20 protein-coding genes are annotated in these 25,087 nt (G+C 73.0%); 1 reads left to right on the forward strand and 19 read right to left on the reverse strand.

The features are described 5' to 3' along the window. Window positions 1-51: 51 nt before the first annotated feature. The 17 genes from ACFO60_RS31620 to ACFO60_RS31700 form a co-directional block, all read right to left on the reverse strand. Window positions 52-690: a response regulator transcription factor gene (locus ACFO60_RS31620; RefSeq protein ID WP_380847694.1), complete on the reverse strand. Its 639-nt coding sequence runs from the start codon at window positions 688-690 to the stop codon at window positions 52-54. After that, the gene (locus ACFO60_RS31625; RefSeq protein ID WP_380847697.1) at window positions 687-1,895 is read right to left on the reverse strand and encodes a sensor histidine kinase; all 1,209 of its coding nucleotides are present in this window, start codon (window positions 1,893-1,895) and stop codon (window positions 687-689) included. Before ACFO60_RS31625 ends, ACFO60_RS31620 begins: the two co-directional genes overlap by 4 nt. Then, entirely contained in the window at window positions 1,874-2,677 is an 804-nt protein-coding gene (locus ACFO60_RS31630; RefSeq protein WP_380847700.1) for an ABC transporter permease, read from the reverse strand. Before ACFO60_RS31630 ends, ACFO60_RS31625 begins: the two co-directional genes overlap by 22 nt. Then, complete coding sequence (locus ACFO60_RS31635) at window positions 2,674-3,579, reverse strand: ABC transporter ATP-binding protein (protein WP_380847703.1); 906 nt, start codon at window positions 3,577-3,579, stop codon at window positions 2,674-2,676. The genes ACFO60_RS31630 and ACFO60_RS31635 overlap by 4 nt, the downstream gene beginning before the upstream one ends. An 8-nt stretch (window positions 3,580-3,587) precedes the next feature. Then, window positions 3,588-3,902, reverse strand: coding sequence for a hypothetical protein (locus tag ACFO60_RS31640; RefSeq protein ID WP_380847706.1), 315 nt, complete (start codon window positions 3,900-3,902; stop codon window positions 3,588-3,590). Between the two features lie 106 nt (window positions 3,903-4,008). After that, window positions 4,009-5,376, reverse strand: a complete 1,368-nt coding sequence (locus ACFO60_RS31645; protein WP_380847709.1) for a SagB/ThcOx family dehydrogenase — start codon at window positions 5,374-5,376, stop codon at window positions 4,009-4,011. Then, window positions 5,373-7,625, reverse strand: coding sequence for a TOMM precursor leader peptide-binding protein (locus ACFO60_RS31650; protein WP_380847712.1), 2,253 nt, complete (start codon window positions 7,623-7,625; stop codon window positions 5,373-5,375). Before ACFO60_RS31650 ends, ACFO60_RS31645 begins: the two co-directional genes overlap by 4 nt. Before the next feature lie 15 nt (window positions 7,626-7,640). Beyond that, window positions 7,641-10,823 (reverse strand): type 2 lanthipeptide synthetase LanM, encoded by a 3,183-nt coding sequence (lanM, locus tag ACFO60_RS31655; RefSeq protein ID WP_380847715.1) that lies wholly within the window; start codon window positions 10,821-10,823, stop codon window positions 7,641-7,643. A 1-nt stretch (window position 10,824) separates the two neighbouring features. Further along, window positions 10,825-13,572, reverse strand: coding sequence for an ATP-binding cassette domain-containing protein (locus ACFO60_RS31660; protein WP_380847718.1), 2,748 nt, complete (start codon window positions 13,570-13,572; stop codon window positions 10,825-10,827). Further along, window positions 13,569-15,740, reverse strand: a complete 2,172-nt coding sequence (locus ACFO60_RS31665) for a cysteine peptidase family C39 domain-containing protein (RefSeq protein WP_380847721.1) — start codon at window positions 15,738-15,740, stop codon at window positions 13,569-13,571. The genes ACFO60_RS31660 and ACFO60_RS31665 overlap by 4 nt, the downstream gene beginning before the upstream one ends. After that, the gene (locus ACFO60_RS31670) at window positions 15,733-16,464 is read right to left on the reverse strand and encodes a hypothetical protein (protein ID WP_380847724.1); all 732 of its coding nucleotides are present in this window, start codon (window positions 16,462-16,464) and stop codon (window positions 15,733-15,735) included. Before ACFO60_RS31670 ends, ACFO60_RS31665 begins: the two co-directional genes overlap by 8 nt. Continuing rightward, window positions 16,461-16,757, reverse strand: a complete 297-nt coding sequence (locus tag ACFO60_RS31675; RefSeq protein WP_380847727.1) for a hypothetical protein — start codon at window positions 16,755-16,757, stop codon at window positions 16,461-16,463. Before ACFO60_RS31675 ends, ACFO60_RS31670 begins: the two co-directional genes overlap by 4 nt. A gap of 96 nt (window positions 16,758-16,853) precedes the next feature. After that, window positions 16,854-17,141 carry a hypothetical protein gene (locus ACFO60_RS31680; protein ID WP_380847730.1) on the reverse strand — a complete coding sequence of 96 codons (288 nt, stop codon included), beginning with the start codon at window positions 17,139-17,141 and terminating at the stop codon, window positions 16,854-16,856. A 155-nt stretch (window positions 17,142-17,296) separates the two neighbouring features. Continuing rightward, window positions 17,297-18,076, reverse strand: coding sequence for a hypothetical protein (locus ACFO60_RS31685; protein ID WP_380847733.1), 780 nt, complete (start codon window positions 18,074-18,076; stop codon window positions 17,297-17,299). Window positions 18,077-18,507: 431 nt separating this feature from the next. Continuing rightward, entirely contained in the window at window positions 18,508-18,843 is a 336-nt protein-coding gene (locus tag ACFO60_RS31690) for a hypothetical protein (RefSeq protein WP_380847736.1), read from the reverse strand. A gap of 208 nt (window positions 18,844-19,051) precedes the next feature. Further along, a complete protein-coding gene (locus tag ACFO60_RS31695; protein WP_380847739.1) occupies window positions 19,052-20,014 on the reverse strand; it encodes a hypothetical protein in 963 nt (320 codons plus the stop codon). 4 nt (window positions 20,015-20,018) lie between these two features. Then, window positions 20,019-20,315 (reverse strand): hypothetical protein, encoded by a 297-nt coding sequence (locus tag ACFO60_RS31700; protein WP_380847742.1) that lies wholly within the window; start codon window positions 20,313-20,315, stop codon window positions 20,019-20,021. A gap of 474 nt (window positions 20,316-20,789) precedes the next feature. Here ACFO60_RS31700 and ACFO60_RS31705 point away from each other — a divergent pair, with 474 nt between their 5' ends. Then, a complete protein-coding gene (locus tag ACFO60_RS31705) occupies window positions 20,790-21,371 on the forward strand; it encodes a TIGR03086 family metal-binding protein (protein ID WP_380847745.1) in 582 nt (193 codons plus the stop codon). Between the two features lie 107 nt (window positions 21,372-21,478). Here the strand turns inward: ACFO60_RS31705 and ACFO60_RS31710 are convergent, their stop codons facing one another. Both ACFO60_RS31710 and ACFO60_RS31715 read right to left on the reverse strand, forming a co-directional pair. Further along, window positions 21,479-23,947 (reverse strand): tetratricopeptide repeat protein, encoded by a 2,469-nt coding sequence (locus ACFO60_RS31710; protein WP_380847748.1) that lies wholly within the window; start codon window positions 23,945-23,947, stop codon window positions 21,479-21,481. Between the two features lie 295 nt (window positions 23,948-24,242). Next, window positions 24,243-25,064 carry an MOSC domain-containing protein gene (locus tag ACFO60_RS31715; RefSeq protein WP_380847751.1) on the reverse strand — a complete coding sequence of 274 codons (822 nt, stop codon included), beginning with the start codon at window positions 25,062-25,064 and terminating at the stop codon, window positions 24,243-24,245. Window positions 25,065-25,087: the final 23 nt, after the last annotated feature.

Genomic DNA, 25,087 nt, shown 5'->3' on the forward strand with positions numbered 1-25,087 from the left:
CCCGGAAGCATCATGACTGGTACTGATCGTGACGCCTTCCGGGGCCGCGAATCAACCGCCGGGCGCGATCGGTCTTTCCTCCAGCCACCCGTTGACCCGCGCGATGCGCACGGCCTCCTCGTCACTGCGGGCGCCGGTCTTCAGCCTGGCCGCGGCGAGGTAGTTCCTGATCGTGTGGACCGACAGCCCCAAGCTGCTGCGCAGGTCGCTGCCCCGCTCGCCGGCCGCGACCGCCGCCAGCACGGTGACCTCCCGCGCGGTCAGCGGGTTGGCGTCGATCTCCTGCCCGGCGCCGTCGGAGGCCACGTCGAGATCGATGTAACGTTCCCCTCTGGCCACCACGCGGATGGCGTCGGTGAGCCGGTGGGCGGGAGCGTCCTTGACCAAAAAGCCGCGCACTCCCGCCGCCATGGCCCGCTCGAAGTTCCCCGGCGTTCCGACGCTGGTGAGGATCAGCACCGGCGGCGGCTTGTCCAGTTGCTTGATCAGGCCCGCCGCCTCCAGGCCGTCGATGCCCGGCAGCCCGATGTCGAGTAGGGCCACGTCGGGCCTGGAACCGACGACGGCGGGCACGATCTCGTCGCCCCTGGACACCTCCTCGACCACGCGGATGTCCTGCTCCTCCGACAGCAGCGCGATCAGCGCTCCTCTGATGAGATCGTGGTCCTCCGCGATCAGAACTTTGATCATTTCCCGTCTCCCGTAGCAGAGGTCAGTGCGGCCGCCATGGCGCGGCCGGGAACGTCCAGCGACAGCGTGAACCAGCCGTCTTCGATGTGCCGCCCGCTGCTCCCGCCGACCTGCGCGAGCCGCTCGTCGAGTCCGGCGAGGCCGCTCCCGCCGACGGTCGACTCGGCCGCGGCGTCGGCCCCGAAGGCCGCCCCGGGCGCGGTGACGCCGTTCCCGGGACGTACGCCGTCGTTGGCGACGGTGATCGTGACGCGGTCGCCGTCGGTCTCGACGCCGAGCAGGCAGACGGTGGCGTCGCTGTGCCGCAGCAGGTTGGTCGCCGCCTCGCGCACCGCCCAGGCCAGCGCCACGCGGACCTCCGGCGTCAGCGACGGCGGCAGCTCGGCGAAGTCGCACCGCACACCGGCGGTCTCCAGCACCCGGCGCACCCCGCTCAGCTCCCTCTCCAGCGACATCTCGCGGTAGCCCTTGACCACGGCCCGCACGTCGTGCAGCGAGCGCCGGGCGATGTCGTGGATCTCCGTGAGCTCGCCGCGCAGCCGCGCGATCTGCTCGGCCGGGATCCGCGTGGACAGCTCGGTCCGCATCGCGATGACCGAGAGGTTGTGCCCGAGCACGTCGTGCAGCTCGCGGGCGAACCTGAGCCGCTCCTCGGTGATGGCGAGCTTGGCCGCCTCCTCCCGGGTGCGCTGCAGCTCGCCGAGCAGCGTCGCGAAGATGGTCAGCCCCGCGAGCGCGCCGGCCGTCAGCAGGTTCTGCAGGGAGCCGAACAGCACCCAGCTCATCTCGTGGGACGCCGACAGCGCGACGCCGGCGACGAGCGCGGCGAAGAACCCCGCCGCCGCCCACCAGCCCCGCAGCGTGACCCCGAACGCGAGCGGCAGCATGAATCCCACGCTCACCCAGGTGGGGCCGGCCGCGAACGGCACGGCCACCGCGAGCGCGGACATGCCGCCCAGCACCGCGATGTCCCACCGTCCGCCGCGGTCGAGCACGGCCCGCACGGCCAGCCACAGGTAGCAGCCGGTGAGGCCGGTGATGAGCACCACCGCGGTCGCCGCCCTGACGGGGGGATACGCGCCGAGCGCCTCCGCCAGCGGCACGGCGGCGAAGGCCGCCATGCCGGCGAGGAAGGCCCCGGCGCCCGCGCGGGCCAGCCGCACCGTGCCGGGCCCGACGCCCCTCAGCCTCTGCGAGGCTCCCACCTGAACCACCTCTTCGCGGCGAGCAGGGAGAGGACGAGCCAGGCGGCGAGCACGAGCCACGCCGGCCACATGACCAGGAAGCCTTGAAGGACGCCCACCTCGGGCGGCACACCGGACCCCGCGTGGCCCACGTAGTCCCGCCCGAGGTAGGCGGTGCTGATCCCCTCGGCCACCCGCCCGAACGGCAGGAGGGAGGACACGGTGCGCAGCCAGCCGGGGAAGGCGGAGACCGGGTAGGCGAACCCGGACAGTCCGATGGCGAGCAGCAGGAACGGCAGGCTCACCACGACCGTGGAGCCCTGGGCGGGGATCCTGCCGCTCACCGCGATGGCCATCGCGGCGAACACCGCGAGCCCTGAGAGCACCGTCACCACCAGCAGGGCGGGGTCGGCCGGAAGGGGGACGCCGTGCACGGCGTTCGCCAGGCCGACGATCAGCGCGAGCTGGAGCAGGCCCACCGAGAGCACGGTCAGGATCTCCCCGCCGAAGACGGCCAGGTCGGGCATCTCCGTCCCGCGCAGCCTCTTGAGTATCAGCAGCTGCCGCTTCATGACGAAGGACTCCACCAGCGTCATGAAGCCCAGGGTGGCCATGCCCATCACGATGACGCCGGTCATGATGGCGACGTCGACGGGCGCCCCGCCCCTCTGCCCGCTTGGCAGCATCAGCGGCATCAGCCCGCCGAACAGGACGGGGAAGCACAGGGCGACGCCGACCGACACGGGCGTGCGCCAGAAGAGCGTCTGGGTCAGCCTGAAGTGCGAGAGCGTGTAGGCGGTCACGTCCTGACCTCCTGTCCCCGCGCGGCGGCGATGTCGAGGAAGACCTCCTCGAGCGTGGCCTGGCGCACGTCCAGGCCGCTGAGCCGCACTCCCCGGCCGTGCGCCCACCCGAGCACCGAGTGCGCGACCGACTCGGGCTCGGCGGTGACGATGACGCACCGCCGCCCGGTCACGGTGAGCGCGTCCCGCTCGCCCACCGGCAGGCCTTCGGGGCTCGCGCCGGCGGGCAGCTCGAAGGCGACCCGGCCCGAGCCCCGCCCGAGCACCTCCGACATCGTGCCCTGGGTGACGATCCGGCCCTTGTCCATGATGGCGACCCGTCCGGCGAGCTCCTGGGCCTCCTCCAGGTAGTGGGTGGTGAGCAGCACCGTCATCCCCCGCGCGGCGAGATCCTTGACCAGGTCGCGGACCCTGCGCCGCGCCTCGGGGTCCAGGCCCGTCGTCGGCTCGTCGAGGAACAGCAGCGCCGGGCTGCCGAGCGTGGCCAGCGCGATGTCGAGCTTGCGCCGCTCCCCTCCGGACATGCGCTTGACCCGGGTCGAGGCCTGGCCGGACAGCCCCACCAGTTCCAGCGCCTCGGCGACGGGCCTGGCGCCCGAGGTGAACCTGGCCCAGGCGGTCACCGTCTCGGCCGCCGACAGGTCGCCGAACAGGCCGGACTCCTGCAGCACCAGGCCGATCCTGGACCGCAGGGCGCCGCGGTCGGCGGGGTCGCGGCCGAAGACCCGCACCGTGCCGCCCGAGGGGCGCAGGTAGCCCTCCAGGATCTCGATCGTGGTGGTCTTGCCCGCCCCGTTGGTGCCGAGGAGCGCGAACACCTCGCCCTCGGAGACCTCGAAGGAGACGCCGTCCACGGCGGTGAAGTTCCCATAGCGCTTGTGCAGCCCCAGGACCTCGATCACCGGCCCGTTCACAGCGGATCGCCCACCGTGGAGGGGACGCTGGGTCCGCACATCGAGGTGAGCGTGGCGACGGTGCTGACCGAGCCGGGCGCGGACGTGCCGGCGGCCGTGTCCAGGTCGGCGATGTCGAACTCGCCGTCCGGTCTGGGCGGCAGCGGCGGGGTGGGCACTCCGGCGGGGTAGGCGATGCCGTACTGGCTCAGCACGGCCCTCGGCGCGGTCTCGTAGCGGCCCCGCAGGTCGCCGTCCTCCCACGCCGCCGCCACCAGCCTGGCGAACTTCTTGCGGTCCTCTCCCCCGAGGATGTAGATGCTCTCGGCCATCAGAGGGCTCCTGTTCTGTGCGGCGGCCGGGTCTCTCCCCTGCCACGATCCCGGTTGCGGGCGAGGGCGGGCAGATGCAGACGACACCGGCCGTCCATGACGGACATCACGGACCGGACCCGGCGGGGGCGCCGCCGATGAGGAAGTCCCCGACCGAGGACTCGGTGGCCCAGTCGAGCCCGAAGGCGCGCGCGGCCAGGTCGGCGTCGCCGCTGCCGAGCGCGCACGGCGCCATCCCCATCGCGGTGGCCACCAGGTAGAAGGTCTGGTAGAGCACGCCGACGTTCTTGAGCGTGGCGGCGTAGGCGAGGCCGGAGTACTTCCACGACACGCGCCTGAAGCGCGAGGTGACGGTGATCAGCACGTCGGGGTCGGCGAGGCCGCCGGTCGCCAGCCGCGCCACGGCCAGCATCGCCCGCGTGTCCTCGGGCCTGGCGGGCAGGGTGACGAGCCTGTGGCCGAGCGGGTCGTAGTAGTAGACGCCGCCGTCCAGGCCCTCGCACCGGGCGACGGTGAGGTACAGCTCCAGCTCGTAGGCGGCGCCACCGCCCGGGTAGGGCCTGCTGCTGGCCTCGTACGGCCTGCCGGGCACGGGCCCGTGGACGTCCTTCACCCTGGCCGCCCGGTAGAGCAGCTCGCCGAGCTGCCTGAGGGTCGGCGGCGCGGCGTACTCGCGCACCGATCTGCGCGACTCCAGCACGGTCGTGAACGGCGGGTCGGCGACGGCGGCCTCCTCCAGGGAGGGGGCGTACAGCTCCACCGCGGCGCCCTCGGGAGGCCGCTTGACCGCCGGCTCCGGCGGCAGCTCGTCCGCGAAGCGGAAGGTGGCGCCGAACGGCTGGTCGTGCCGCCCCGACCTGCTCCTCGAGTGGAAGAGCAGGTCGTGGAAGTCCCACGCCCGCAGCGCGGGGTCGCGTTCCTCGGCGTCACCGGCGAACGCCATGCCGGCGGCGACGAGATGGGCGAGCGCCTCGGGCGCCTCCTTCACCAGGACCGGGCGGGCGAGCGCCGCGAGCAGCGGCATGGCGTCCTCGGTGAGGGTGACGCGGTGCCGGGACATCGGGGACTCAAGGACGAGCCCCTGTTCGGACCTGCGGACGAACGCGAACCTCGACAGGCTCACGGTGTCCTGGGGGGTGAGGGCGGGCAGGCGGAACCCGGCGTCGCGGGCGATGGGCGCCACCCGCAGCAGCGGCTCGACCGCGTGGACGAGCACCGGGTGCAGCCGCGACAGCGTCAGGTACAGCACGGCGGCCTCCTGACTCGTCCCGCCGGCCGCCAGCAGCCGTTCGGCCAGGTCGTCCTCGCCGGCCAGCGTGCCGGGCAGCTCGCGCAGCAGCGACTCGACGGCCCGCGGGACGCCGCGCAGGGTGACCGCGCCGAAGGGCTGGGTGATGGTCACCACGCCGTCCGCCGCGTCGACGACGGCGTCCTCGCGCAGGCCCACCATGGGCATGGGCGCCGGGCCGGTCACAGGAACATCGTGATGGGGTTCATCCGCTCCTCCGGGGTGGGCTCGGCGAGCCAGCCGAGCCGGACGGGCACGTCGTAGAGGCGGCCGGGAGCGAGCCGGCGCCAGAAGTGGCGCATTCCCGGCACGATCACCTTGACGACCGGCAGGCCGATGTCGGGCCGGGTCTGGTCGAGCACGAGCATCTCCATGCCGCGCTCCTCGACCAGCGCGCGGGCCGCCTCGACGTCGTCGAGCAGGTCGGCGGTGGCGGGCCGGGCGTAGGCGGACGCGGGCACGGCGGGCATGGTCGGCGACAGGTAGGGATGGTCGGCGACGCGCGCGTTCGTCCACCAGTCGATCTGGTCGGGGTCGGGGAACCGGTAACGGGTGACGCCGTCCGGGCCCACGTCGATGACCGCGGGGATGAACTGGTTCAGCTCGGCCAGGGCGCGCTGGACGGCGATGCGCGCGTCGAAGTGGGCGCCGAAGGCCATGATGATGTCCTCGGTCGGCCCGTGGAGTCGGCGGCTGACCGCGGCGGCCACCGGGACGCCGAGGTCGTTGGTGAGGTCGAGCACGTGAAGGTCGCGGCCGAGGCCGGCGTAGACCTCCTGGAACTCGTCCATCCACGGGTCGGCGAAGGTGGCGAGGTCGAAGGCGGGCCTGCGCAGGCGGTTGTACCACCAGACGGCCACCGCGTCCCGCTCGGCGAGCTCCATGAAGCCCTGCAGGACGGCGTCCTCCAGGGAGGAGCCGGCGGCGTTGCCGTTGGAGTCGGCCCAGGCGTAGAGCGGGCCGGTCGCCTGGCCGTCGTTGTAGTAGTAGTACAGGTAGCCGGTGGGCAGGTACTTGTGCCGCCGCTCGGTCAGCGACCACACGGGCGTCCACTCGATCGCGGCGTCCTCGTCGAGAGGGTCGTTGACGAAGGAGTAGCTGGAGGTCCCGCCGGCCTCGTGGCGGGTGCGGTACTGGGTGTCGCTGTACAGCGAGCAGGCGTTCGGGTGGACGGCGTCGGCGCCGAGCTCCCGCAGGCTCGCCCGCCGCCTGGCCTCGTCGCCCTGGAAGATGCCCGAGTAGCGTTCCATGGCCTCGCACATGGCGCTGACCTTCGCCTGCAGGTCGGTCATGCCCTTGCCGGCGCTCTGGCTGCGCAGGCCCTTGCGCAGCGACCCGAGGTCGCGGACCTGCCGGGCGAAGTTGTGCCCCGCCATGTACGTCTTGACGAACGGCGTTCCGGTCTCCAGTTTGGCGAGCTCCCGGACGACGCCGGTGACGGGGCTGACGAGGTGGACGTACCGTTCGGCGGTCTCCTCGGGGTGGCGCGCGCGGTGGCCGCCGTCGGCGGTGAAGGTCTTGGGCCGCGGGCCCAGCTCGACCGGCGACCCGGCGATCGCGGTCATCATGCCCGCGTCGCCGCACTCGGGGCACTGCGGCCTGCGGCGCAGCTCATGGCGGGTGGCGCCGAGCTGCATGGTGTCGAAGGTGATCACATCTCGCTGCGCGGCGTTCCTCGTCCCCGCCAGCCATTTCACCGCCTCGGCCGCGACCAGGCGGACGCCCGCGCCGCGGGTGAGCGGCAGGTCGGCGGCGGGCAGCGCCAGCGGCTTGCTGCGCAGCCTGTCCTCCAGGTACGCCAGCGCCTGCCTGTGCCCTTCCAGCCGCTGCGACAGGCACCGCCAGCAGCCTCCGCCGGTCCCCGGCTGGAAGACGGGCCCGATCCACAGGACGGGGCCCACCGTGCGGGCCGGCAGCCACGGCCGCCCGTCCGCCAGGTGCGTCCTGTTGATCTCCGCCAGTTCAGGGCGCAGGTAGTCGTCGGTCAGCACGACGGTCAGCGCCGCCCCCTCCCCCGGGCCGGTGACGCGCACCCCCTCCTCCGCCAGCAGCCGCCGGAGCTCCTCGCCCGGCACGTCGCCGATGGTCAGCACCTCGGCCCGCGCGGCCCGCACCGCGGCCACCGCCTCCTGCCCGTCGCGCCCCGCCATCTCCCAGAAGGCGGCCGTCCCCCGGTCCAGGTCCTCGGTGACGTCGACCACGAGACCGCGCTGCCGGAGCGTCTGCAGCACGTAGTAGACGTTCTCCGGCGGGACGTCCGGCTCCACCGCGACCAGGATGTCGTGGACGGTGTGCTTGCCGTCGAGCAGACCCGCCACCGCCTCGATCGACCGGCCGGTGAGGACGTGGGTGTCGCGCTCGGAGATCAGGAAGACCCCTTCTCCCTCGATGACCTCCACCCTGAAGTGGCGGCGAAAAGCTGGTCGGGCGTCCATGGCGTTCCCTTCGGATCAGTGCACGAGGCGGAGCGAGGCGACCTGGTCGTCGGCCAGCCGCAGGAGGGTGAGCCCCGCCGCGGCGAGCCCGTTGACGGCGGACAGCGCGAGGCGGTCGGCGCGCCGCCGGTCGGCGAACCAGCGGCCGGTGTGGTCCCTGCGGCGCAGCAGCTCGGCGGCCAGCCCCCGCGCGGACCGCTCCAGGGCCTCCTCTCCGGTGAGGCGGGCGGTGTGCAGCGCCACCTCGGCGTCCACCACGAGCCGCGCGCACGAGCGTCCGGCGTCGGGCGCGCAGTACCTGGCCACCCGCTCCCGCAGGGCGCCGGGGACCTCGCCGGTGACCAGGTGGGCCGTGGCGACGGCGGCCAGCAGCGAGCCGGGCGTGCCGAGGCCGAACCGGTGCGCCAGCAGCGGGCCGGAGGCGGCGCCGGTCCTGCCGAGCGCGGCCGCGCTGACGGCCAGCGACCACACCAGCCCGTCCTGCCCGGTCGGCAGCCCTTCGAGCGCGAGCACCCCCGGCGGGTAGGGCGGGCGAGCCGCGACGCCCGAGGCCAGTTCGGCCAGCAGTTCCTCGTGCAGCCGCCCGGCGAGGGCTTCGGCCGCGGGGACCGCCGTGGGCGAGGCCTCGCGCAGCTTGTGCAGGGCCAGCAGCAGCCCGGCCCTGCCGAGGACGGGCTCGGCCGACGTGGGGCGGGAGAGCTCGGCCTCGGCGAGCGGCACCAGCTCGGCCGCCCGTTCGACCAGCCTGGGGTCGGCCAGTGTGGCGCCGCAGCGGCTCAGCGCGTAGATCGCCGAGCCGATCCCCACGAAGGCCCCGACGGGAGCGAGCGCCCCGCACATCCTGCGGTAGACGGCCGAGCGGGTGGACAGCGTCGCGAACTCGGCCGAGGCGTCCAGCGCGTCCTGCGCGGCCGTCCAGTGGCGGGGGGCGCCGGTGGTGGCGTACAGCTCGGCGAGGAAGACGGCCAGGCCCGCGGTGCCGGTCAGCAGGTCGCCGTGCAGGGGTTCGATCTGGTCCAGCCCGTGCGCGGGGTAGGTGACCACGCCGATCCAGCCCGACCGCTCGCCGGCGGGCCCGCCCGCGGGCGAGCCGAGCGGGACGGCGGTGGCGAGCACCTGGTCGGCCAGCTCGCCCGCGCGGGCGAGCAGCACCTCGCCCTGCGGCTCCTCCCGGCGGCCCGACAGCTCGTACAGGTGCAGGCCGATCTCGCGCACCGTGCGGGGCCGGGGCCCGGCGCCGGGGAATGACGCGGGCAGCTCGCCGGCGCCGGTGAAGTCAAGGCAGGTCTCCAGAACGGCGAGGTGCTCGTCCACGGGGAACCCCGCCAGGTCGGCGAGACGGTCCTGGAGCCGCTGCCAGGCCGTGCCGGAGAAGTGGCCGGGGATCTCGACGTCGTCGGGGGTGAACACCGAGTCCGACCCGGGTTTGGAGACGAACAGCGGGACGTCCATCCGGCGGAACGCGTCGATCTCCTGCTCGACGATCTCCAGGATGTCCTCGCGCCCCGGGTCACGCCGCAGCGTCTCCCTGGCGCTGCGGAACAGGTGGGCCAGGGCGACCTCTCTGGCCATCCCGTCGATCAGCGCCCCGGGGCTCAGGCTCATGCCGAGCAGGTCGACGCAGTCGAAGGTGCTGCGCCAGATGTAGCGGACCGGGGCGTCCTTCAGCAGCGCCAGCGGGCCGCGCGCGTCTGCCAGCAGCTCCTGGTTGCGCGCGAGGCAGGCCTGCATCAGCCGGTAGCCCTCGGCCACCTCGTCGGCGTAGCGGCTGGGGTCGGCCAGCTCACCCGCGCCCCAGGTGGGCCGGTACGGGGGCGCCTCCCAGCCGAGCGGGTACCCCGTGGAGTTCCGCGCGATCTGCTCCTGCAGCCCTGCCATGCAGCCGATGTCCTGCGCCTGGACGCCGCCCGCGATCACCCGGGGGAAGCTGATGACGGCGGTCTTGGCCACCGTCTCCTCGACCTTCCCCCACAGGGACCGGATGCGGTCGCCGATGAGGGACGGCTTGCTGATGCGGGCCTGCAGGACGTTCTCCAGGTCGATGAAGACCGGCGTGTCCCCCTTGGCGACCAGGTTGTCCGCCCACAGGTCGCGGCACTCCAGGAACTGCGCCAGCCTGGCCAGCATGCCGAGGCGCGTGTAGTAGCGGCGGACGCCGTCCTCGTCGGCGGCGGGCTCGGCGGTGACGTACTCCTCCCAGCCGTAGGCGCCGCGCAGGACGACCTTGCGGGTGTGCAGGGCGAGCGGCAGCCCGTGGTTGTTCAGCAGGGCGCACACGTCCATCAGGCCGACCACCGAGCGCAGGTCCTTGGGCTTGTAGACCACCCGCTCGCCCGAGGCGAAGGTGAGCAGCGTGACCACCCTGCCGTGGTCGTGCGGGTCGCCGGAGTCGCCGGAGTACCCGGTGACCGGGCCGGGAGCGGCCCACCCCCACAGCGTCCTGCGCAGCTCCGGCAGGTCGGCGTTCAGCCGGTCGAACAGCTCGTGGACCACGCGCCTCCACTGCAGGCAGGTCGTGCCCATGACGTAGGCGAGGCCGGGCAGGGTCTCCAGCCGGTCGAGCCAGCCCGCCTGGCTGACGTCCAGGCCCGGGCTCTGCAGCCAGGCGGACACGTCGTTGGCGGTGCCGGCGAGCTGCGCCTCGAACGCGAAGCCCGAGAAGCAGACCTGCGTCAGGCGCTCGACGAGCTGTCCCGCGATGTCCTCGCACGCCTCGGCGGTGACGGGCACGCCGCGCACCGTCCCGTCCTTGATGTCGACCAGCCGGTTCACCGCCCGCCTGAACGCGACGAACGGGGAGCCGGGCCGGCCGGACGCGGGGTCGGCCGCGGCGGTGGGCGGCTGGGCGAGCAGGAAGTCCACCAGGGCGTACCCCCAGTCGGGGAGCCTGCGCGGGTCGGCGAGCCGTACGTCGACGAGCCCGGCGCCGAGGTCGCGGCCGGAGCGCCTGCGGTGGTGCAGCAGCGCCCGCTTGGCGTCCTCGTCGTCGCCGACGGCGGCCTTGAGCCAGCGTCTGGTGCGCTCGGAGGCCTGCCGCGGGCTGCGCCCGGCGACGGGGACGAAGAACTTCCCCGACACGCGTTCGGGGAAGGGCGCGGCCGCGGCCAGCACGGCTATCAGCCGTTCGTCCCCGCCCGGCACGGCGAGCAGGCCCTCGCCCTGCGCTTCGGCGTACCCGGGGTGAACCGAGACCGTCATCTCAGACCTCCTGTCGGCGGACCATTCGGGCGAAGAGCGGGTTCTGGTCCATCAGCTCCTCGAAGGGGCCGTCGGCGACGACCCTGCCCTGGTCGAGTACGTAGATCCGATCCGCCGACCTGATGGTGCTCAGCCGGTGCGCGATCACGATGCGGGTGATGTCCAGCTCGGCGATCCTCCGGCTGACCAGCGCCTGCGTGTGGTTGTCCAGGGCGCTCGTCGCCTCGTCGAGGATGAGGATCCGCGGGCGCTTGACCAGCGCCCTGGCGATGAGCAGCCGCTGGAGCTGGCCTCCGGAGAAGGACGCGTTGTCCTCCCCGACGACCGTGTGCATGCCCATGGGCATCGCGGCGATGTCGCCGTCGAGGTCGGCCAGGCGGGCCGCCCGCCAGGCGTCCTCCTCCACCGCGCCGGGCACGTCGCCGATGATGTTCTCCATGATCGAGCCCCGCAGCACTCTGGCCTGCTGCATCACCACGCCCACCTGGGTGCGCACCCGGCGCAGGTCGAGGTCGCGCACGTCGCCGCCGTCGTAGAGCACCTGGCCGGTGCGGGGAGGCTCGAAGCCGAGCAGCAGCCGCACCAGCGTGGACTTGCCCGCGCCCGACGGGCCGGCGACGGCGACGAACTCACCCGGCCGGAACACCATCGAGACGTCGTCGAGGATCCGCATCGCGGTGCCCGGGTAGGCGAAGGAGACCCCGGCGAGCCTTACCAGGCCGGTCAGCTCGCCCGGGTCCTTGGCGCCCGGCGGCGTCTCGGCCGCCCGCTCCAGCACCGGCCGCAGCCGCTCGAACCTCGGCAGCAGGGCGAAGCCCGCCTCCACGGCCCTGTTCATCTGGCCGAGCGCGAGCACGAACTGGCCGAGCGCCACGGCGGCGATGACGAAGGACGCCGCGGGCACGCCCAGGGCCAGCCCCGTGACCGCCAGCAGGAGCAGCAGCGCGGGCTGCGCCGAGGCGCCGATCGCCGCCGAGACCGCCCGCTCGCGCTGGGCCGCCGCGGCGGCGCGCTGCTGGGTGGCGAACAGCCGCGACCACAGCCCGAACACCTGGGCCTCGCGGCCCGCCACGTGGATCTTGTCGATCGCGCCGAGGCACGCGTACAGCAGGGAGTAGATCTTCCCGTACTGCTCGTGCATGACCAGCTCGTGCCGCTGCTGGCGGACCGCGCGCCCGGCCAGCACGGCGAGCAGCGCCGCCACCCCTCCCAGCGCGACCAGGGCCAGCCGCCAGTCCACGGCGACCAGCACCAGCAGGCCGAGCAGCGAGAACATGCCGCCGAGCAGCGAGTTGACCGCGGCCTCGCCGAGCGACTTTCGCATGTCGGAGACGGCGTTGGCCCGCTGGACCAGCTCGCCTGTGGAGTAGCGGTTGAAGAACGGCAGGTCCAGGGAGATGAGGTGGCTCCAGACGGCGGGTTCGAGCCGTTCCTGCAGGCGGCCGTGCACGCGGACGAGCAGCGAGTTGCGCAGCGCGAGCAGCAGGGCCCCCGCGCACACCATCCCCGCGATGATCACCGCGATCCAGGCCATCGCCGGCCGGTCGGCCGGGTCGGCCGCCGACCGCAGCAGCGTGAAGGTGAACAGGGGGACTCCGAGCGCGAGCAGCGCGGCGCCGCCGCCGGCCGCGACCAGCCAGCCCAGCTCGCGGCCCGCGCCGCGCAGGCCGAACCTGAGCAGGGCGAGAGGCGAGGCGAGGCCCTCGCCGAGGGGCGGGTAGACCTGCCAGGCGTCCGGGGCGAGGCCCGCGGCCACGGCCTCGGTCACCCGGCACGGCTCCGAGGCGGGGTCCGCGGCGCGGTAGCCGCCCCGGTGCGGCAGCAGCGCCACCGGCCGCCCGCCCTCCCGGGTGAAGCCGACCATGGGGACGGTCGCCGTACGCCACCACCGCCCTTCCAGCCGCACCCGGCGGTGCCTGACCCTGGCGGCGTCCAGCGCCGCGCCGAGCGGATCCCCGGACGCTGGGCCTGCGTCCGGGGCCGCCCCCAGCGGGTCGCCGGACGCAGGACCGAAGTCCCGCGCCGCGAACCCGCAGTGGTCACCGAGCGCCTTGACGACCTTCACGGCGTGCTCGGCGCCGGTCCGCGGCCGGTCAGGAGAGGGTGGCGCGCCGGCGGCGACGCCGACGTCCACGAAGGACCGCCGCAGCGTCTCGCCGGTGGCCGCCACCCTGGCCGCGCGCCAGTTGTCCCTGTCGGCCTCCTCGGCCTCGGCCAGCAGCAGCACCTGCGCCAGCGCCCCGCGGTGCAGCGCGCGCAGCTCGCGGTGGCCCGGCGGGTCCTGCGCGGCGCCGGGGCGGCGGGGGCCGCCCGCGCCGTCCGGGCCCGCCTGCGCCAGGCGGTGGGTCCAGGCCGACAGCGCGCCCGCGTCCCTGCGGACGCGGCGCACCGACGTCCCCTCGGCCGGGGAGGCCGTGACCGTGTAGCCGCGCGGCGGGTCGGTCGCCGCGAACCCGTGCATGACCTGCCCGGTCTCCACCCGCACGACGCGGCGCCGCGGCCCCTGGCCGTCCGCGGGCGCCAGCAGCACGTCGACCGAGCCGCTGACCACCAGCCAGCAGGCGTAGGGGTCGATCAGCTCGATCTCGCTGACGGGGTAGCCGGCCATGCGGCCGTCGCCGCGTGCGCCCCCGCCCGTCATGGCGTCGCCGCCGGGACGGCCGTCCCCGCCGGCGTCGCGCGGGGAAGGCCGGTCGTCGCCGCGGGTGTGCCCGTTCGCGCCGTTGTCACTGAGGGGGTGTCCGTTCATGCGGCTTCCTCGACGAGCGTGCGATAAGGGCCGGGCTCGGCGATCAGCTCGGCGTGGGTGCCGCGCTGGACGACCTTGCCGCGGTCGAGCACGAGGATCAGATCGCTGTCGCGCACGGTGCTGAGCCGGTGGGCGATCACCACGCACGTGCAGCCTCTGGCCTTGAGGTTGGCGTCCACCATGGCCTCGGTCTCGGCGTCCAGCGCGCTGGTGGCCTCGTCCAGCACCATCACCGACGGGGACAGCGCGAGCGCCCGGGCGATCTCCAGGCGCTGCCGCTCGCCGCCCGACAGGTTGCGTCCCCGCTCCTCCACCCAGCCGCCCGACAGCCCGCCCCTGCGGTGGACCACCTCGGCCAGGCACGCGTCGCCGACCGCCCTGCGCAGCCGGTACGCCGGGACCGTCGGGTCCCAGAGCGTGAGGTTGTCGGCCACCGTGCCCTCGAACACCTGCAGGTTCTGCTCGACGTAGCCGATCGAGGTGCTGAGCGTCTCCCGGGGCGTCTGTTCCCGCGGCACACCGTCGAACCTGATCTGCCCCGACCACGGCGTGACCGCCCCGGTGAGCAGGCGGGCGACCGTGGACTTGCCACTGCCGGTGCGGCCGACGATGGCGATGCGCCGTCCGGGCTCGGCGCGCCACGACAGCCCCTCGATCACCGGGCCGTGCTGGCGGTCGTAGCCGAAGGTGACCTCGTCGAACTCCACCAGGCCGCGCAGGCCGCCGGCGCCCTCGGGGGCGCGGGGCGGCTCGGCGTGCCGGGGGTCGGGCTCGGCGCAGAGCGCGTCGTCGAGCATGCTGGTCTGCGCGACCACGACCTGCGCCTCCGCGCCGACCCCCACCAGCGAGGACATCGGCACGAGGAAGGCGCCGACGAGCAGTTGCGCCGCGATGACGGTCTCCATGGTGACCTCGCCGCGGGCCATCAGCACCGCCCCGGTGATCACCATGGTGGCCCCGGCGAGCGAGCCGAGCGCGGCGGGCACCACCATCAGCCCTTGCGTGACCCGCATCAGCTCCTGGGTCGCCGACATGGTCCGCGCCGACAGCCCCGCCCACTTGGCGAAGAACCAGCCCTCGGCGCCGTCGGCCTTCAGCGACTCGGCCATCGAGACGCCGTTGAAGGCCATCCCGTCCCTGCGGTGCTCGTCGAAGATCAGCCGTTGCTGGTGCGGGGCGGTGCGGCGGCTGACCGCGCGCATCGCCACCAGGTTGACCGCCGCCAGCAGCGCGGCGACCGCCGCGAAGGCCGGGTGGAAGGCGAACAGGATCGAGGAGTGCACCACCATGGTGAGCAGCGCCGCGATCGCGGCCGCGACCCGGTCCGACAGCAGCAGGGCGAGGCCCGCGCCGAAGGACGTCCTGGTGACCAGGCCCCCGGTCGTCCGCCGGTGGAAGTGGTCGCCGGGCAGCCTCAGCATCCGCCACACGTAGCGGCCGGAAAGGTCGGCCGCCATCGCCATCTGCACGGCCGCGAGCAGCCGCTGCTGCGCCCACACGCCGGCCAGGGTGAAGCCGACGCAGCCGAGCAGCCCCAGCAGCACGGGCGCCGACCAGGCGGCGTCGCCCGCCATCAGCACCTTGCCGAGCAGCAGCCGGGTGAGCAGCGCGGTGACCGCCGCGGGCAGGGCCAGCATGAAGGCCATGACGGCGACGGCCAGGAGCGCGGACAAATACGGCCGCACTTTCGCCAGCGCCGAGCGGGCCATGGGGAAGCGCGCCCCTCCTGGGGTGAAGCCCTCGCCCGGGCGCGGAACCAGCACGATTCCGCTGAATCGCCGCCGGAACTCCTCCCTGCTCAGCCGGATCCTGCCCACGGCGGGGTCATTGAGGTAGGCCCACCGCTTGCGCATGCCTTCCAGCACCACGTAGTGCCGCTGGTCGACGAAGATCATTGATGGGACGGGAAAGGTCTCCAGCTCGTCGGCCTCCACCCGCCAGCCGCCGATGGTGAAGCCGTACTCCTCGGCCGCCGCCTTGAGCCCGGCCCCGGTGAGCCCGTCCCTGCCCACGCCGCAGCGCTCCCTGATCTGGTGCAGGGGGACGCGCAGGCCGTGGTGGGCGAAGATCGTGCTGAGGCAGGCGGGCCCGCAGTCGGCGTCCTCCATCTGCGGCCGGCGCTCGGTGCGCACGGGCCTTCGCCTGGTCGTCGCCGGGCGCTCACCCACGACGGCCTCCGTTGAACAGGGCGTCCACCGGCCGGACGACGGCGACGGTGATCTCGCCGGACACCGGGGTGAGCGTCGCGCCCGGCCAGGCCTGCCCGTCGACGTCGACGGTCACCAGGTACCGCCCGTCCGCCCGCAGCGCCTCGCCGAACAGCGGGCGCAGCAGTTCGCCCGAGGCGGGGTAGGGATCGACGGCGCTGACCCGGCCCCGCAACGCGCCCGCGCCCGCGCCGTCGCCGGCGAAGGCGACCGGCTGGCCGGGGGCGAGCGCGCCGAGCCTTTCCCTGCCGACGAGCAGCAGTGCCCGCAGGGGTCCGGCGGCCGGATCGACGGCCGCGACGGCGCCGCCCGCCGCCAGGGGGGTGCCGGGGGCGGCCGTGCGCAGCACCCGGCCGCTCGCCGTGCCGGTCACGACGTGCCTGCGTCCCCGCGCGTCGGCGAGCACGGCCAGCGGCGTCGTGGGGGTCACCTCCTGGCCCGGACGCACCAGGACCTCGGCGAGGCTGCCGGACACCGATGCGGTCACCGGCACGGGCCCGCCCCCCACGACGAGCACGCCCGTGCCGGTCACCACGTCTCGCACCTGCCCGAACCAGGCCCAGCTCGCCGCGCAGGCCGCCACCAGGATGAGCGCGACCGCGGCGAGCCACGCCTTGGTCCGCACCGTGGAGACGAGCTGGTCGATGCGCTCGCCTCCGGGCGCCTCCACCGCGGTCATGGTCATCGGGGATCTCTCCCAGGGGAGTACTGCAGGCAGAAGCAGAGGCTGAGCAGGCACGGAGGAGGCGGCGGGGCCTCGTTCCCGTCGAGGATCTCGATGACCAGCTCGTCGCCGGGCTCCGGTGGCAGCACCGGGGCGACGGATCCCTCGGCCAGCCGGATGTCGAACTCGGCCAGCACCACCAAGGGCTCGCGCTCGTAACGCTGCCGCAGCTCGGCGTCGAGCCACGTCTTCGCGGTCAACTCGCCGAACGCTCTGCGCTGGGCGGTGTCCCACCCGGTCGTGTCCACCGTCATCGAAAGTCCTCCCGCCGCGGGTTTGTGAGATGCTCTTTCGGGTGGGGTGGTGGGCATCTGGACTGCCCACCGCCCCACCTGGATCATGCGAAGTCGTCAGTTCTGCGCGCCGGAGAAGCATCCGGTCGGGCAGCTCACGGTGCCGATCGTGCCGAGGGCGCCGCCCGCGGACGATTCGAGGCTCTCCAGGTCGATGGCGTGGCCGGGCTGGGCGGGCAGATCGGGCGGGGGCAGCTCTCGCGGCCAGTCGACGCCCGCGTCCGCGAGCGCGGCGCGCGGGTCGCGTTCGAACTCCAGCCTGATCGACTCGTCGGACCAGGCGCGTGCGACGAATCGGGCGAGCTGCGCCCGCAGCTCCGGGGTCAGGGGTGGTTCTTCCAGCATGAGGTCACCTCGTTGGTGAGGCCCCGGGAGTCACGGACACCGCTGGTCCGCGCTTCCGGGTAGGTCAGGGGGGGTCGGCCGCCTATGAGGTCCACATTCGCGATCAGCGGCAAAGCACGCCAGAAACAACTAACACCGACATATCGTGACGTTCATCACTTCTGGTAATCCGGCTTTCCCGATAGGAGCCGCTGCTCCCGATGCGCGAACCCTCGCATCTCTCGCTGAGCCTCGCGGGCCATGTCGAGCATGCGGCCCAGTTCCTTCTTGACGACGTCGGACTCGCCGTCCACGCCGTCGAGGACCCTGCGGCCCTGGCCGGCGATGGCGTCGAGACGGCTGCCGAGGATGCCCTCCAGCTCGCTCATCGCCCGCACGCGCTGCGCCGCCACCTCGACCGCCGCCAACTCGGCCCTGGTCGCGTAGAGGAGCCTCGCCGTCTCGGCGAAATGCGTCAGCCCGGCCAGGGGGATGGCCGCCACCGAGACCGACAGCGTCCAGGACAGGCCTCCCGCCAGATCGTCGCCGAGTGACATCGACTTGAACGTCTCGGCGATCGCCACCAGCAGGAACACCGGGAGGTTGTAGGGCCGCGGGAGCAGTCCGAGCGCCATGGCGGCCAGGAAGACGGCCGACGCGGCCCACCACTCCCCCAGCAGCGGCAAGGGCAGGTACACCAGGAGCGCCATCACCCCCACCGCCCACCGGTGCCAGGGCCCGCGCGGGCCGGTGCAGCCGGCCGCGATGTAGAGCGCGACGACCGCCGTCGCCAGGATGACACCGGGGACCTGCCAGGAACGCGAGTCCTCGATGTAGTGCACGAACGTGGGGCTCATCAGGTACAGGCCGAACGCCACGATCGCGGCGCGGCCGAGCCGCACCTCCAGCGGCGCGCGAACGGCCACCCTCGATCTCGGAACCCCTGTCTGGGTCACAAACGGATCATGGCAACCGATTCCGGCGAAGGCAACGCATCACCGGACGCTTTTCGCAAAGGGCTTTCCATGGCGCCTTCGAGGCGCCTTTCGCAGACGGCTTTCCGCGCATCCGTGAGCGCCGTCCGGCCCGCCGTGGAGCACGGCGGCCCGGTGGCGTCAGGTCCGTGAGCGCCGTCCGGCCCGCCGTGGAGGACGGCGGGCCGGCGGCGTCAGGTCCGCCGTGGCACTCAGCGGCGGCGGGCCGGCCGGGTGCCACGGCGGAGGTCCTGGTGGGGGCGCCCATACAGGGCCGCACCTCCAAGATCGCTCAAGCGTGCGCGTCCAAGACCGCTCAAGCGTGCGTGTCCAAGACCGCTCGAGCGAGCGCTTACGGGATCGCTCAAGCTGCGCCTACGCGAGAACTCTCGAGCGTGCGCTGACGAGAGCGCTCAGGCCTGGGCTTCCATGCCGCAGCCGTAGGTGGAGGCGGTGCCCAGGCAGCCGCCGACGGTGCTGATCGAGCTCACCGAGCCGAAGCAGCCGTCGGCCGGAGCCTCGGTGCCGGCCGCGACCTCGAGCTCCTCGACGCTGAACTCGCCGGCGGGCTTGGGGGGCAGCGGTGGCGTGGCCACGCCCTCGGGGTAGGCGATGCCGTACTCGGCCAGCATCAGCCGAGGCTCGCGACCGTAACGGCTCTTGACCTCGCTCTCCGACCACGCGGCGGCGATCAGCCTGGCGAACTTCTTGCGGTCGTCGTCGCCGAGAATGTAGAGACTTTCGGCCATCGGGCCACTCTCCTTCCGCCCCGGCCCACGGGCCGGGATCCGACGGGAGTGGCAGCGGGCATCTGGACTGCTCGCTGCCCCTTCGTTGCAGCACCAGACTCGCCCGCGACGACCTTCGGCGGTAGAAACAACTAACACGAACCGTCCGTGATAACTATCATCGACCGCCCTCCCGGGGCGTGCCGCCGGCCCACAGCACAGCACGCGGCTAGCGGCGGTAGCGGCGCGCCACCTCGTGGAAGGCCGCCTTGGGCGTCCAGGCCGCCGGATCGCCTTCCGTCACCTTCACGATGCCGAACCCGGCTTTGTCGAGATCGAGTCGCGGGTCCTCGCGGTGCGGAAACCCCCGCATGGCGAAGGTGAAGACGAAGCACCCGTGAACGCCCGCCGTCCGGTAGAGGTCGATCAACTCGCCGAGGTAGGCCGCCTGCGTGCGCTCGTCCCTCGGATGGTCCCCCCGGATCGTCGGTTGCCCGGCGAACCAGCGGACGATACGGAACGAGCCAGGCCCACGCCGGTCGGCTCCTGCGAACGCGCCGCACCCGAACTCGGTGATGACCACCGGCTTGGCATGGTCGCGCACCAGTGACCGCAGGCGGCGTTCATAGCCCGCGTGGTCGGTCCCCGACCGGTAGAGGCTGACTCCGACCACGTCGAAGCGGGACCAGTCAACCTGCTCCCAGGCGGCGGCCGAGTAGCCGACCGGTCCGTGGAAGGTCCGCCGCGCGCTCCGCACCGCCCGGTCCAGGAAGGCGTCGAGCTTGCGGGTGATGCGGCGGCGCAGCAGACGGCGGGCCCGCAGGATCGCCAGCAGCCGCAGGTAGGACCAGGGAAGGGGCACGATCCCCGGGGCGGTGTGGGAGAACTCGCTGCCGACCAGCAAGGTCACTCGATCGGGATGCCCTGTGCGCAGGCGTTCGGCGGCCGTGGCGACGCGCTCCAAGTGCGTCAGCACCTCGGACCGGGGCCGGTCGCTCAGGTGTGGCCGTATCCAGATCTCCAGGCCGATGTTCAGGGCTTGCTCGGCAGCGTGGATCAGCTGTCGGTCGTCGATCCCGATCAGCATCACGGCGGTGCAGTACAGCTGGTCGTGGAGCACGCGCAGGTCATGCGCGACCGCGTCGGGGGGCACATCGTCGACGAGATCGGAGACGCCGCGAACCGTCAGCATCTGATCACCCACCGTTTCGCGCCGGCCGGTTGAGGCGGTACGCGGCCGGCAGCAAGCCGGCCACCAACGCCACAGGGTCGCCGATGGACTCGTCGTAGCCGAGAAGGCACTCGGCGCATACCGGCGCGAACACAATCAACCCCGCCACCAGCGACCACCGCACCCAGCCGGACAGGACGCCGTGGTTCCCGGCTTCCGCCTCACCATCGCGCCTTCCCCGCGCCAGCCCATCTCGCCACGCCGCGCGTCGTTCTCCCGTCACGGGCGTCGCCACCCGGTCCGGCCGGTGGAAATCGAGCATGGTGAGACGTTATGACCGGGACGCGGGAACGGCCTGGCCCATCGGTATCCTCGCCACCGACTTAGGTCTGCTCCTGTGCGGGGCCACGGCTCGACCAAAGTATCGGGGCGACCTGCGCCGCCGGTGCCGGCGTGTCGTCACCGCCTGTGAGATGCCGCCGATGACGTACGTGACCGACTGGGATCGAAAGCGCGATGGCGCAGGCCAAGGCCCTCGCCGGAGACCGGCATGTGCACGTCTCGAACGCGAGAGTGAAAAGATCACCGCTCATGAAGGCCGATGACTTCAGCGCGTGCCCCGGCCTGGACCGGCCGGCGCACGACCCGGCAGCCGACCGGGGCCGGGCCCGGAGTGGCGAGATCTTGTCGGGGGCCTGCTGTAGGTTCCGGGGCGAAGCCGAGAGAGTTCCCGATGGGCCGATGCGGTCCCGGTGTGAGGCCGCTGGAGTCACCGGTGAGCCGATGAAGGAGTGTCGTGAGCGAGATCGCCGTCCGCCACCGCGTCCGCGCCGCCGTCTTCGCGGCCAAGGTCGCCGCCGTCGGCCCTGATCAGTGGTCCAACCCGTCTCCCTGCGAGGGGTGGACCGCCAGAGACGTCGTCGGCCACGTCGTCGGCATGCACGCCGCGATGCTCGGCCCCGTCGGCCGGTCGCTCAGCCGCGCGCCGTCCGTCGAGGAGGACCCGCTCGCGGCCTTCGTCTCGGCGTGCGCCGACATCGAGTCCCTGCTCGCCGACCCGTCCGTCGCCGCCAGGCCCATCGAGACCCCGATGGGGCGTCTCTCGGCCGAGCGGCACGTCGACCAGGTGGCCAGCGCCGACATGGTCCTCCACGGCTGGGACCTCGCCCGCGCCACCGGCCAGGACGACACGATCGACCCGGCCGAACTCGAAGCGATGTGGCCCGCGGTCCAGCGAATTCCCCCGAAGATGCGCATCCCCGGCGCCTTCGGTCCCGGCATCGTCGTCTACGGCCCGGAGGTCGAGGTTCCCGGCGACGCCCCGCTCCAGCACCGCGTCCTCGGCCTCCTCGGCCGCGACCCCCACTGGTCCGCCTGACCACCCCGCGAGTCCGCAGGGACAGCGGCATTCCCACCACCGCGACGAGGACCACGAAGGCGCAAGGAGCGTCCGGACGCAGACCGCCGAGCCGGGGCGGGTGGAGGTCAGGGCCGGTCGAGGCTAGCGGACGGGGCGGTCGTCGTGGCGGAGGCGTGCGAGGGTTCCTGCCGGAGGGCACCGAGCTTTCTGCGCCAGGAGGCGGCGCCCCGGTTGTCCGGCCCGAAGATCAGCGTGTACTCGACGATCACGGCCTCGAGCCGGGCGACGGCGTGGGCGTGCGCGCCGAGCCGGTACATGCACCGGGCGATCTCCGCCCGGCAGTCCAGGAGCAGGCGCACGTCCTGCGGCCGGACGGCCCGAGCGTCCTCGACGAGACGCTCCCACTCCAGGCATGCCTGCAGGAACCGGCCGAGCTCGTACATGATCTGTGCGCGGAGGTGGCGGCACCACAGCGTCACCGGATGCCGGAATCCGTGCAGCCGGGTGGCGTCGGTGAGGAGGCGGTCGGCCAGCCGCAGCCCGCCCTCCGGATCGCCCGCCATGGCGGTGTAGAGCGCCAGGCGGTAATGGCTGGTCCAGTAGCGCACGTGACCAGGAGCGACATACTTGTCGGCCAGTTCCACCGCGCGCTCGGCCGCAGCCTTCGCGGCCGAGTGCTCACCGCACTCTCCCTGTATACCGGCGATGTTGCAGTAGTAGTCGATGTGCCACTGCGAGTCGGGGCCCTCCTGCCTGATCCGCTCGTCGAGCGCGGCCTGCCACAACCTCAGCGCGCCGGCGAAGTCGCCGAGATGCGTCGTCGCCGCGGCGACCTCGAAGGTGGCGCTCGCCGTGACCTCGTGCGCGTCGCCGAGGACGCTCCTGGCGGTCGCCGCCGTTCTGCGCGCCAGGCGCAGGGCGTCCCGGCCTCGGCCGGTCAGCCCGAGGCATCTCGACAGCCCGACCCGCGCCGAGAGGGTCAGGGGATCATGCTCGCCGCGCAGCGCGGCGGTGTCCTCGGCGAGCCGGCGGCTGAGCGGCAGGGCGCCGAGTGCGTCACCGCCCAGCGCCATCCAGAGGACCATGTCGAGTTGGAGGGTGAGAAGGTGGTCGGGGTCGGCGCCGGGCATGAACTCCGCCAGGTCGATCGCCGCGTCCAGGACGTCCAGCGCTGCCCTGTGGCGGCCGGTCCAGCCGAGGCAGCAGGCCAGTTCGACGGCGGCGTCGAGGCTGGCCACCGTCCAGCCCTTGCGGAGTGCCGTCTCGGCGACCTCGTACTGGGCGCGGTCGAAGGCGGAACGCCCGATTCCGACGCAGTCACGCGGACCGCCGTGCTCGACCAGGATGTTCCAGGTCTGCCGGGGGATCGGCGGCGGACAGGGCTCGGCGTCCACGGCGTCCGGCAGATAGTCGAATGCCAGGTAGCCGTCCTTCTGGTCGCCGTCGCCGGGGATGAGCAGGCTGCTGGTGCCGTACAGCGGCTCGGTGGCCCACTCCAGGGCCTGCTCCCAGGGTTCGGGATGGGTGGACGACCCGCCGATCTGGGCCAGATAGTGCTCGTGCAGGCGCCGGAGCACCGGGACCGGAAGCGGTACGTGGTAGCCGGCGCGGCGCGTGTCTACCGCCGCAGCGACCAGGGCGCCGGCGCGCGGCCCCCCGACGCCCGGCCGGACCGGGACGCCGGTGCCCGACAGGGCGTCCTGCCAGTCCTGGTAGAGCTGAGGACCGGCGGCGAGGTACTCGGCGACGCCGAACCGCCCGGCGTGGGCGGCGGCCGTGCTCAGCCGATCGTCACGGCTCTCTGCGGCCTGCCGGACCTCCTTGTCGGACCACCGGCGGGAAAGGTGGACCTCGCGTGCCAGGGCCAGAACCTCGCGCACGTTGCGCCGGATCTCCGCCCCGCCCTGCATCGCGTTGTCGCACTGCGGGCTGAAAGCGGCGCGCTCCCTGGCGCGCAGCGTGGCCACGATCTTGACCGCGCCACTGCGGGTGCACAGCAACATTCTGAAGGTCTGGGCGTTGAACTCATCGGCGTCGACATAACGCTCCAGATCGTCCAGCCACAGCACGGCGAGCCGTTCCCGCCGGGCCGCGCGCACCGCTGCCGGAAAGGCGGCCCGATACAGCGGATAGACCACCCTGTGGTCAGGAAGGCACGCGTGGATCGCCTCGTAGGCGGCGCGTGACTTTCCCGCCGTCGAGGCGCCGACGATCAGGACGAAACCGCTTTCTTTGATCGCGCGCTCGATGGAGTCGCTGAGATCCCGGCGGACGAACGAGGGCTCCCGGCCGCCATCACCCTCACGCGGGAGCGCGGCCGGGTGGACGCCCAGCGCCACCGGGTCGTCGAGATCGCGCACGACGGGAAGCCGGCCGCCCGCGTCACGGTGCAACCCGCCGGCCGCCGGACGGGCCGCCTTCTTGGCGCGCGCCGCGCCCTGGTCCTCCGCCAGCATGCCGGCGATCGTCCCGGCCAGCGCGGCCACCACCGAGGCCCAGACACTGGGCTGCCTGTTCACCAGGGCCGACAGGATCGCCATGATCAGCGCACCGCCGACCAGCGCGGGCCAACTCCTCGCCGTATACCGTCGCATCGCGTCTCCCACTCGTTCCGGAGACATGCTGCGCGGCATTTCACACGATCACCAGGGCCGTTGTACTCTCCTCGGCCGCGATTCCGGCTCTCCATTCCGCGCAGTGATTCCGGGCACCGGGAAATAGGGAATCGCGACCACCGCCATTGTTACGGCCGGCCTATTCCCCGCGTTCCCACCGGCCTCGGAACGCGATCTCAAAAGACGCCCGGAAAGCGTGCGATGAGCCGTGCTGGAATGCCGTGTCTGGTTCAGTCAGGTGCGGCGGATGAGAGCGAACAGGTTTCCAGGCGGTTCAGGCCAGGACGGTGACCGGGTCGCCGAGTCGCAGTTCGCCTCGGCCTCGGGGGACCAGGCGGATGCCGAACCAGGTCTTGCCGTCCCAGCGGCGGTGGCGCTTGAGGACGCGCAGGGGTTCCTTGCCCTTCTGCAGGGTGACCGGGTCGTAGGTGGTGAGGGCGCAGCGGTCGCAGTGTTCCGAGACGCGGAAGGCGAGCGAGCCGATGCGGATCTCGCGCCAGTCGTCCTCGGCGTACGGGGGTGCGCCGTCGATCACGAGGTTGGGGCGGAATCTGGTCATGTCCAGCGGGGCGGGCGGGTCGTCCTGGCGTTCCATGGCGCCTTCGAGGATCCATTCGTCCAGGCGGTGCAGCGAGGAGCGGGAGGTGAGCAGGATCGGGGCGTCCCGGGCGAAGTTGACGACCTCGCCGGGCAGGCCGCCGTGGGAGGACGGGAGGGCGCTGCGGTCGGGGTCGTCGAGCCAGACCAGGCGGGCGGGTTTGCCGAGCAGCCGGGTGAACCAGGCGTGCGCGTCGGGGTCCGCGAGCACAACGGTGTCCACTTTGACGAGACGCACGGGAACGCTCTCTCCAGTGGCCGGGGGGACCTTCAGCTGAGGCAGTCCCGGCGCGTCGAGCAGCAGCCCGCCCTCGTCGGTGACGCCGGCGACGACGGACAGCAGCCGGGGGTTGTTCCCGGCGCAGTGACCTTCCCCCTGCTCGTCCAAGACGGCCCAGCGGCGGTCCTCCGCCAGCCCCCAAGGCTCCACGACCGCCGAGTCCACCACCCACCCTGAGACCGACTTGACTGGGTATTCCCGGATCTCAGCTAACTCCATGCCGCCACCATAGAACCGCCGTC

The sequence above is a fragment of the Sphaerisporangium dianthi genome, from assembly GCF_042654065.1.
In the GTDB taxonomy this organism is placed as follows: Bacteria; Actinomycetota; Actinomycetes; order Streptosporangiales; family Streptosporangiaceae; genus Sphaerisporangium; species Sphaerisporangium dianthi.